Source organism: Rathayibacter sp. AY1E8 (genome assembly GCF_002931415.1).
Lineage (GTDB): Bacteria > Actinomycetota > Actinomycetes > Actinomycetales > Microbacteriaceae > Rathayibacter.
Genome location: NZ_PSVI01000019.1, coordinates 50,743 through 58,505, shown reverse-complemented (window position 1 = coordinate 58,505; position 7,763 = coordinate 50,743). Strand labels below are relative to the sequence as shown.

Below are 7,763 nucleotides of genomic sequence, written 5' to 3'. Positions count from 1 at the left end.
TCGGCGCAAAGGCCTCGAAGGCCGCAGCGGCGCACCAGATGGTCGCGCGGGCCGAGCGCATGCTCAGCGGGCTCGAGGAGGTCCGCGCGGTCGATCGCGTCGCGAAGCTCCGGTTCCCGACCCCGTCCGCCTGCGGTCGCACCCCTCTGCAGGCTCAGAACCTGTCGAAGAGCTACGGCTCGCTCGAGATCTTCACCGCCGTCGACCTCGCGATCGACCGCGGCTCCAAGGTCGTCATCCTGGGGCTCAACGGAGCGGGCAAGACGACGCTCCTGCGCATCCTGGGCGGTGTCGACCAGCCCGACACCGGAGTGATCGAGGCCGGGCACGGCCTCCGGATCGGCTACTACGCGCAGGAGCACGAGACGATCGACGTCAAGCGCTCGGTGCTCGAGAACATGGTCTCCTCCAGCCCGAACCTCACCGAGACCGAGGCCCGCCGGGTCCTGGGCTCGTTCCTGTTCACCGGCGACGACTCGCACAAGCCGGCCGGGGTCCTCTCCGGCGGGGAGAAGACCCGTCTCGCCCTGGCGATGATCGTGGTCTCGGGCGCGAACGTGCTCCTGCTCGACGAGCCCACCAACAACCTCGACCCCGCGAGCCGCGAGGAGATCCTCGACGCGCTCGCGCACTACGAGGGCGCGGTCGTCCTGGTCAGCCACGACGAGGGAGCCGTCGAGGCGCTGAACCCCGAGCGCGTCCTGATCATGCCGGAGGGCACCGAGGACCACTGGGCGGCCGACTACCTCGACCTGATCACGCTCGCCTAGCGGGCGTCGAGCAGCTCGTCCTCGACCTCGGAGTCGCTGCGGCCGCGGCGTCGGCGGCGCTCCTCGCGCCGCTCCTCGGCCGCGACGACCTCGGGGTCGTCGGCGTTGCGGATGCGGTACTCGTGGCGGATCGCCCAGCCGAGCCCGCCGAAGCCCATGACGGCGAACAGCACCCACTGGACGGCGTAGCTGATGTGCAGGCCCTCGTCGGCGACCGGCTTGATCGCGGCCAGCGGGGGAGCGTCGACCGGCGCCGGCGCCTCGGCGACCAGCAGGCCGTACGCCGAGGTCCGCAGGGGCTCGTCCAGCTGCGCCGACAGGTCGTCGAGCTGGATCGTGGCGATCTGGCCGGCCGGTGCGGAGCGTCCGTCGATCCGTCCCTCCTTGGGCTTCAGGCGGGCGACGACGGTCACCTCCCCCTCGGGCGGCGCGGGGATCGCGTCGGGGGAGTCCTGGGTCGAGCCGACGGGGACCCAGCCGCGGTCGACGACGAACACGCTGCCGTCGTCGAGCCGCAGCGGCGTCAGGATCTCGAAGCCGGGGTTGCCGTTGTAGGGCCGGTTGCGGACGAGGGTCTGCCCCTCCGTCTCGTAGACGCCGGTGACCTCGACCGGGCGGTACTCGAGCGCGTCGTCCCACGTGGAGTCGGCGGGGAGCAGCCCGTCGAGCGCCACCGGGTCGGCGGTCCAGTTCGCGGTGACCAGCCGGTTGGTCGAGGCGGCCTGGTCGAGCCGCGCGACCTGCCAGCGCGAGAGCAGCACGCAGGCGACGGCGAAGACGATCGCGAGCGCGAGGTAGCCGAACCAGCGTCGCGAGAAGACGAAGCGCCAGGAGGGACGGGGCGCGTCGCCGCTCATCGTTCCGCTCCGCGATCGACCGTGTAGAGCGGCTTCACCTCGAGCGGGAAGTCGCGGGCGAGGAGGAATTCGCGCAGGAAGTCCCGGTGCTCGCCGCAGGCCAGCCAGGTCTTCCGACGGTCCTCCGCGTGGATCCTCGGGTTCCGCCACTCGATCGCGAACGTCGCCGTCCGCGGGCAGCCCGCTCGGGAGCAGGCGTGCGCGTCGGGGACCCGGCCGAGCGGGATCACGGCCGGTCTCCCCGCGGGTCGCCGCCCTCGGGGCCGGTCGGCACCTCGGAGTCGTGGGCGGGGGCGGGGGCGGGGGGCGGCGGGACCGGCCGGGAGAGGACGATCGCACCCGGCCGCTCGACGTTGCCGCGCTCACCCGCACTGCCGACGTTGGCCAGCACGACGGCGAAGTAGGGCAGGACCACGGCGCCGATGGCGAAGAACAGCAGCCACCAGCCGTGGGCGAAGAGCAGGCAGATGACGCAGAGCATTCTGATGCCCATGGCGATCGAGTACTTGATCGCGCGGGAGCGCCGCTCGGCGCTCGGCGACGGCGGTAGGGAGGTGAGTGTCTCGCGTGGTTTCACAGCCCTGCAAGCCTACGTCGCGGCGGGCGGGTGCAGGCCGGGAGGGCCTCATCCCGGAATCTGTTGCGCGACGCGCCTCTAGGATGTACGGGTCGCCCGGCGCCGCACGAGCGCCGGCAGGAGGGACACCATGACCACGCCGCGCACCGTCCTCGTCACCGGGGGCAACCGGGGGATCGGCTTCGCCATCGCCCAGGAGTTCGTGGCCGCCGGTCACCGGGTCGCCGTGACCGCGCGCTCGGGATCCGGTCCGGAGGGCTCTCTCACCGTCGTCGCGGACGTGACCGACGCCGCCTCCATCGACGCCGCGTTCACGCAGGTCGAGGCCGAGCTGGGCCCGGTCGAGATCCTGGTGGCGAACGCGGGCATCACCCGCGACACCCTGCTGCTGCGCATGACGGAGGAGGACTTCACGTCCGTCGTCGACACGAACCTCACCGGGGCGTTCCGCGTCGTCAAGCGCGCATCGAAGGGGATGCTCAAGCAGCGCTTCGGCCGCGTCGTCCTCATCTCCAGCGTGGTCGGCCTCTACGGGTCGCCGGGCCAGATCAACTACTCCTCGTCGAAGGCCGCCCTCGTGGGCTTCGCCCGCTCGCTGACCCGCGAGCTCGGCGCCCGCAACATCACCGCCAATGTCGTCGCTCCCGGCTTCATCGAGACCGACATGACCGCGGAGCTCTCGCCGGAGCAGCAGGCGGAGTACCGGAAGAGCATCCCGCTCGCCCGCTACGGCACCGCTGCCGAGGTCGCGAAGGTCACGCGCTGGCTGGCCGGCGACGAGGCGGCGTACATCTCGGGTGCCGTGATCCCGGTCGACGGCGGCCTCGGGATGGGCCACTGACCGATAAGCCCTGGGCTTATATCCGACGGATATAAGCTCTAGGCTTATGCGATGACCTCCTCCGATGTCGTCGCCGTGCTCCTGGACCTGGTGACCTCCCGCTCCCTCGTCGACCGCGCGGGTGCTCAGCGCGAGATCGAGCGGGGCTTCGCCGAGGTGGAGGCCGCGGTCCCGGCGATCCAGCCCCTGCACCCGACGGTCGGCGACGAGTTCCAGGCGATCTACCCCTCCGTCCACGCCGCGCTCCGGGCGACGCTGCAGGCGCGCCTCTCGCTCCCGGCCGGCGTCGACTGCCGCGCGGGCATCGGCCTGGGCGAGGTGCGGGTGGTCGGGTCGGGGATCGCCGGGGACCTCGAGGACGGGTCCGGCTGGTGGCGCGCGCGCGAGGCCATCGATCGCGCCCACGCGCTCGAGGACGGTGCCGTGCCCACGGCCCGCGGATGGTTCGTCGCCGGGGACGCCGACGGGGACTCCGGCGAGGCGGCCGTCAACGCCTACCTCCTCTCCCGCGACGCGCTGGTCGGAGCGCTCAGCGCGCGCGATCGCCGACTCGTGCTGGGGAGCCTGCGCGGAGCGTCGCAGAAGGAGCTGGGCGAGCAGGAGTCGATCTCGCAGCCCGCCGTCTCGCAGGCGCTGCGGCGCGCGGGAGCGGGCGCCCTCCTCGCCGGCGCGCGCCTGCTGGAGGAGACGTGCTGACGGCGCTGCTGCTCGCCGTGATCGGCCTCGGCGACCTCGCGCGCACGCACCTCCGCCGCCGTGCGGCCCTCCTCGCGATCCCCGTTCTCGCCGCCGCAGCCGTGACCGCAGCGCTCCTCGTCGGAGCCCCGCCGCTCGGTGCGGCGATCGTCGTCGTCCTGGCCGGAGCCTGGCTGCTGACGACCACGACCGTCGAGAACGCGCGGCCCCCCGGGGGTCTGCGTCCGGCCGTCGCCCTCGTCGCGGCGGTCCTGGTGCTGACCGCTGTCGACCGCGCCGTCGGCGTCCCGACGGGGCCGCTCGCGCCGACCATCGTCGCGAGCACGCTCCCTCCGATCGAGCAGCTCGCTCTGGCGGTCGGAGCCGGGCTCTTCCTGCTGGAGAGCGGCAACGTGATCGTGCGGGCGGCACTGTTCCGCGAGCTCCCGCAGGCCGAGCCCGCGCCGCGTCCGCGCTGGAGCGAGCGGTTCGCGCGTCGGGAGCCGGCCGACGCCCGCCTGCCGGACCTCCAGGGCGGGCGCACGATCGGACCGCTGGAGCGGCTGCTGATCGCCGGCCTCACGCTCGCCGGAGCGATCGGCCTCGCCGGTGCCGTGCTCGCGGCCAAGGGGATCGTGCGCTTCCCCGAGATCTCCCGCGACGGCGGCAGCGGCGAGAAGGCGGAGTACTTCCTGGTGGGCTCGCTCGTCAGCTGGGCGCTGGCGCTCGGCTGCGCCGGACTCGTCGCGATCGCGGGCCGCTGACCTTCCTGAGGCAGGGGGAGGCGGGCCTCAGCCGCGGAGGCCGAGGACAGGCAGCAGCTGCGACAGGTCGAGGCCGCCGACGACGAGGTCGGCGCGCTCGCGTACCAGGGGCTTGGCGTTGAAGGCGACCGCGAGGGAGGCGACCGCCATCATCTCCAGGTCGTTCGCACCGTCGCCGACGGCGATCGTGCGCTGCGGCGGGACGCCCGAGACCGCCGCCCACTCGCGGAGCGCCTCCGCCTTGGCCGCGGCGTCGATGACCGCCCCGTCGACCGCTCCGGTCAGCAGGCCGTCCCCGCAACAGAGGCGGTTGGCCCGGACGAAGTCGAGGCCGAGCGCACCGGCGATCGGGTCGAGGACCTCGTGGAACCCTCCGGACACCACACCGATGCGGCCGCCGGCGGCGTGGACGCCGGCCACGAGCTCGGCGGCGCCGGGCGTGACGCGGACGCCTGAGCTCACATCGGGGAGCACCGACTCCGGGACCCCGGCGAGAGTGGCGACCCGCTCGCGGAGGCTCTCGCCGAAGTCGAGCTCGCCGCGCATCGCCCGCTCCGTGACGGCGGCGACGCGCTCCTCGGAGCCGGCGTGCACCGCGAGGAGCTCGATCACCTCGTCCTGGAGGAGGGTGGAGTCCGCGTCGAGGACGACGAGGAAGCGGGCAGGCGTCGCAGGACGCTCACTCATGGGCCGGTCCGATCGGTCGGGTGGGCGCGCCGGGGCGCAGAGCTCGACCCGCGGGGGTGCTACGGGTGGACGACGACGCCCTTGCCGACGACGGTGATGCCCGACTCGGTGACGGTGAACCCGCGCTCGCGATCGCGGTCGTGGTCCACGCCGACTCGAGCACCGGGCTCGACGACGACGTCCTTGTCGAGGATAGCGCGGACGACCAGCGCGTCAGGGCCGATGCGGACCTTGTCGAAGACCACCGAGTCGGTGACCGTCGCGTTCGACTCGATGACCGTCCAGGGCCCGACGACGCTGCGCTCGATGTGCGCGCCCGAGATCACGGTTCCGAGCGAGACGACCGAGTCGACCGTCGATCCCATGTTGCCCTTGCCGTCGCGGACGATCTTGGCCGGAGGGGAGTTCAGCTGCGACGAGAAGATCGGCCACTGCTGGTTGTAGAGGTTGAAGACCGGCAGCGCCGAGATGAGGTCCTGGTGGGCCTCGAAGAAGGAGTCGATGGTGCCGACGTCCCGCCAGTAGTAGCGGTCGCGGTCGGTCGAGCCGGGGACGTCGTTGAGCTTGAGGTCGTAGACGCCGGCCTCGCCGCGCGCGACGAAGTCGGGGATGATGTCGCCGCCCATGTCGTGGTCCGACGTGGAGGACTCGCCGTCGCGGATGACCGCGTCGATCAGGGCGTCCGCGTCGAAGACGTAGTTGCCCATGGAGGCGAGGACCTCGTGCGGGGAGTCGGCCAGGCCGACGGCGTCCTTGGGCTTCTCGAGGAACTCGGAGATCATCGTCGGGACGATGCCGTCGCCCGCCTCGTCACCGGCGAGCTGGATGACGCCGAACTGGTCCGCGAGCTCGATCGGCTGGCGGATGGCCGCGACGGTCGCCTTCGCACCGGAAGTGATGTGCGCGTCGATCATCTGCGAGAAGTCCATGCGGTAGACGTGGTCGGCGCCGACCACGACGACGATGTCGGGCTTCTCGTCGCGGATCAGGTTGAGGCTCTGCAGGATCGCGTCGGCCGAGCCGCTGAACCAGCGCTTGCCCAGGCGCTGCTGCGCGGGGACCGAGGCGACGTAGGAGTTCAGGAGCCCGGAGAGGCGCCAGGTCTGCGAGACGTGGCGGTCGAGCGAGTGCGACTTGTACTGCGTCAGCACGACGATCTGGGTGAGACCGGAGTTGATCAGGTTGGACAGCGCGAAGTCGATCAGCCGGTACTGCCCGCCGAACGGCACCGCGGGCTTGGCCCGGTCCGCCGTGAGGGGCATGAGGCGCTTTCCCTCGCCGCCGGCGAGGACGATGCCGAAGATCTTCTTTGACTGCATGGCACCACAGTAGGGGCTCGGGCTTCCCCGTGGACCCCGGCTGTCGCCGGGGGAGCGCCCTGTACTACGGTTCGGGGGTGCGAGTCGATCTGCTGACCAAGGAATACCCGCCCGAGGTGTACGGGGGAGCCGGTGTCCACGTGGCCGAGCTCACCAAGGCGCTGCGCAGCGACCTGGAGGTCGTGGTGCGCTGCTTCGGCGCGCCGCGCGAGGAGGAGGGCACGTTCGCGTACTCCGTCCCCGCGGAGCTCGCCGAGGCGAACGGCGCGCTGCAGACCCTCGGGGTCGACCTGCAGATCGCGCAGGACGCGGCGGGGGCCGACCTGGTCCACTCCCACACCTGGTACGCCAACGCCGCGGGGCGTCTCGCCCAGCTCCTGCACGGCATCCCGCACGTGGTCTCGGCGCACAGCCTCGAGCCGCTGCGTCCGTGGAAGGCCGAGCAGCTCGGCGGCGGCTACCGCGTCTCGAGCTGGATCGAGCGGGAGGCGTACGAGAACGCCGACGCCGTGATCGCGGTGTCCGGCGGCATGCGCGAGGACATCCTCCGCTCCTACCCGGCCCTGGACCCGGCGAAGGTCCACGTGGTCTACAACGGCATCGACCTCGACGCCTGGCACCCGGTCGAGGACGAGGCCGTCCTCGCCGAGCTGGGCATCGACCCCTCGCGCCCCTCCGTGGTCTTCGTCGGCCGCATCACCCGGCAGAAGGGCCTGCCCTACCTGCTCCGCGCCGCGGCGACCCTGCCTCCCGAGGTGCAGCTCGTGCTCTGCGCGGGCGCCCCCGACACCCCCGAGATCATGGCCGAGGTCACCTCCCTCGTCCGCAGCCTCCAGGAGGAGCGCACCGGCGTCGTCTGGATCGACCGGCACCTGCCGCGCCACCAGCTCTCCGCGGTCCTGACGAACGCGACCACGTTCGTCTGCCCCTCGATCTACGAGCCCCTCGGCATCGTCAACCTCGAGGCGATGGCCTGCGGTGCGGCGGTCGTCGGGACGGCGACCGGCGGCATCCCGGAGGTCGTCGACGACGGCGTGACCGGCCGTCTCGTCCCGATCGAGCAGGTCACCGACGGCACCGGTACCCCCGTGGACCCGGAGCGCTACGTCGCCGACCTGGCCGCCGTCCTCGCCGAGGTCGTCGCCGACCCGGAGACGGCGAAGCGGATGGGCGCCGCGGGCCGCGAGCGCGCGCAGAGCCACTTCAGCTGGACGCAGATCGCGCGGGACACCCGGGCGATCTACGACTCGCTCGTCTGAGCCTCCCGGCCGCC

10 protein-coding genes are annotated in these 7,763 nt (G+C 72.4%); 5 read left to right on the top strand and 5 right to left on the bottom strand.

Features of this window, described 5'->3' with window-relative positions:
* The coding region (locus C5C74_RS07760) for an ATP-binding cassette domain-containing protein (protein WP_146083022.1) at positions 1–770 on the top strand (770 nt) is incomplete at its 5' end.
* Here C5C74_RS07760 and C5C74_RS07755 read toward each other — a convergent pair.
* From C5C74_RS07755 to C5C74_RS07745, 3 genes are read right to left on the bottom strand one after another with little or no spacing between them, the layout of a single operon-like run.
* Positions 767–1,627: an SURF1 family protein gene (locus C5C74_RS07755; protein WP_104351273.1), complete on the bottom strand. Its 861-nt coding sequence runs from the start codon at positions 1,625–1,627 to the stop codon at positions 767–769. The genes C5C74_RS07760 and C5C74_RS07755 overlap by 4 nt on opposite strands.
* A complete protein-coding gene (locus tag C5C74_RS07750) occupies positions 1,624–1,857 on the bottom strand; it encodes a hypothetical protein (RefSeq protein ID WP_104351272.1) in 234 nt (77 codons plus the stop codon). Before C5C74_RS07750 ends, C5C74_RS07755 begins: the two co-directional genes overlap by 4 nt.
* Complete coding sequence (locus C5C74_RS07745; RefSeq protein ID WP_104351271.1) at positions 1,854–2,204, bottom strand: DUF3099 domain-containing protein; 351 nt, start codon at positions 2,202–2,204, stop codon at positions 1,854–1,856. The genes C5C74_RS07750 and C5C74_RS07745 overlap by 4 nt, the downstream gene beginning before the upstream one ends.
* 130 nt (positions 2,205–2,334) lie before the next feature.
* Between C5C74_RS07745 and C5C74_RS07740 the strand changes: the two genes are divergently transcribed.
* Genes C5C74_RS07740 through C5C74_RS07730 form a run of 3 tightly spaced genes read left to right on the top strand, consistent with a single transcriptional unit; the run spans position 2,335 to position 4,484 of the window.
* Positions 2,335–3,045, top strand: coding sequence for a beta-ketoacyl-ACP reductase (locus tag C5C74_RS07740; protein WP_104225284.1), 711 nt, complete (start codon positions 2,335–2,337; stop codon positions 3,043–3,045).
* Positions 3,046–3,096: 51 nt separating this feature from the next.
* Positions 3,097–3,741, top strand: a complete 645-nt coding sequence (locus C5C74_RS07735) for a SatD family protein (RefSeq protein WP_104221954.1) — start codon at positions 3,097–3,099, stop codon at positions 3,739–3,741.
* Positions 3,735–4,484 (top strand): hypothetical protein, encoded by a 750-nt coding sequence (locus C5C74_RS07730; RefSeq protein WP_104347249.1) that lies wholly within the window; start codon positions 3,735–3,737, stop codon positions 4,482–4,484. The genes C5C74_RS07735 and C5C74_RS07730 overlap by 7 nt, the downstream gene beginning before the upstream one ends.
* Positions 4,485–4,511: 27 nt before the next feature.
* Here C5C74_RS07730 and serB read toward each other — a convergent pair whose 3' ends face one another.
* Positions 4,512–5,171, bottom strand: coding sequence for a phosphoserine phosphatase SerB (serB, locus tag C5C74_RS07725; RefSeq protein ID WP_104351270.1), 660 nt, complete (start codon positions 5,169–5,171; stop codon positions 4,512–4,514).
* A gap of 59 nt (positions 5,172–5,230) precedes the next feature.
* Positions 5,231–6,490, bottom strand: coding sequence for a glucose-1-phosphate adenylyltransferase (locus tag C5C74_RS07720; protein WP_104221960.1), 1,260 nt, complete (start codon positions 6,488–6,490; stop codon positions 5,231–5,233).
* Positions 6,491–6,567: 77 nt separating this feature from the next.
* Here C5C74_RS07720 and glgA point away from each other — a divergent pair, with 77 nt between their 5' ends.
* Positions 6,568–7,749 carry a glycogen synthase gene (gene glgA / locus C5C74_RS07715; protein ID WP_104221962.1) on the top strand — a complete coding sequence of 394 codons (1,182 nt, stop codon included), beginning with the start codon at positions 6,568–6,570 and terminating at the stop codon, positions 7,747–7,749.
* The last annotated feature ends 14 nt before the right edge of the window (positions 7,750–7,763 follow it).

Coding starts and splice junctions, on each gene's coding strand:
- C5C74_RS07755 (WP_104351273.1), bottom strand. CDS start 1,627: ATGAGCGGCGACGCGCCCCGTCCCTCCTGGCGCTTCGTCTTCTCGCGA.
- C5C74_RS07740 (WP_104225284.1), top strand. CDS start 2,335: ATGACCACGCCGCGCACCGTCCTCGTCACCGGGGGCAACCGGGGGATC.
- C5C74_RS07735 (WP_104221954.1), top strand. CDS start 3,097: ATGACCTCCTCCGATGTCGTCGCCGTGCTCCTGGACCTGGTGACCTCC.
- serB (WP_104351270.1), bottom strand. CDS start 5,171: ATGAGTGAGCGTCCTGCGACGCCTGCCCGCTTCCTCGTCGTCCTCGAC.
- C5C74_RS07720 (WP_104221960.1), bottom strand. CDS start 6,490: ATGCAGTCAAAGAAGATCTTCGGCATCGTCCTCGCCGGCGGCGAGGGA.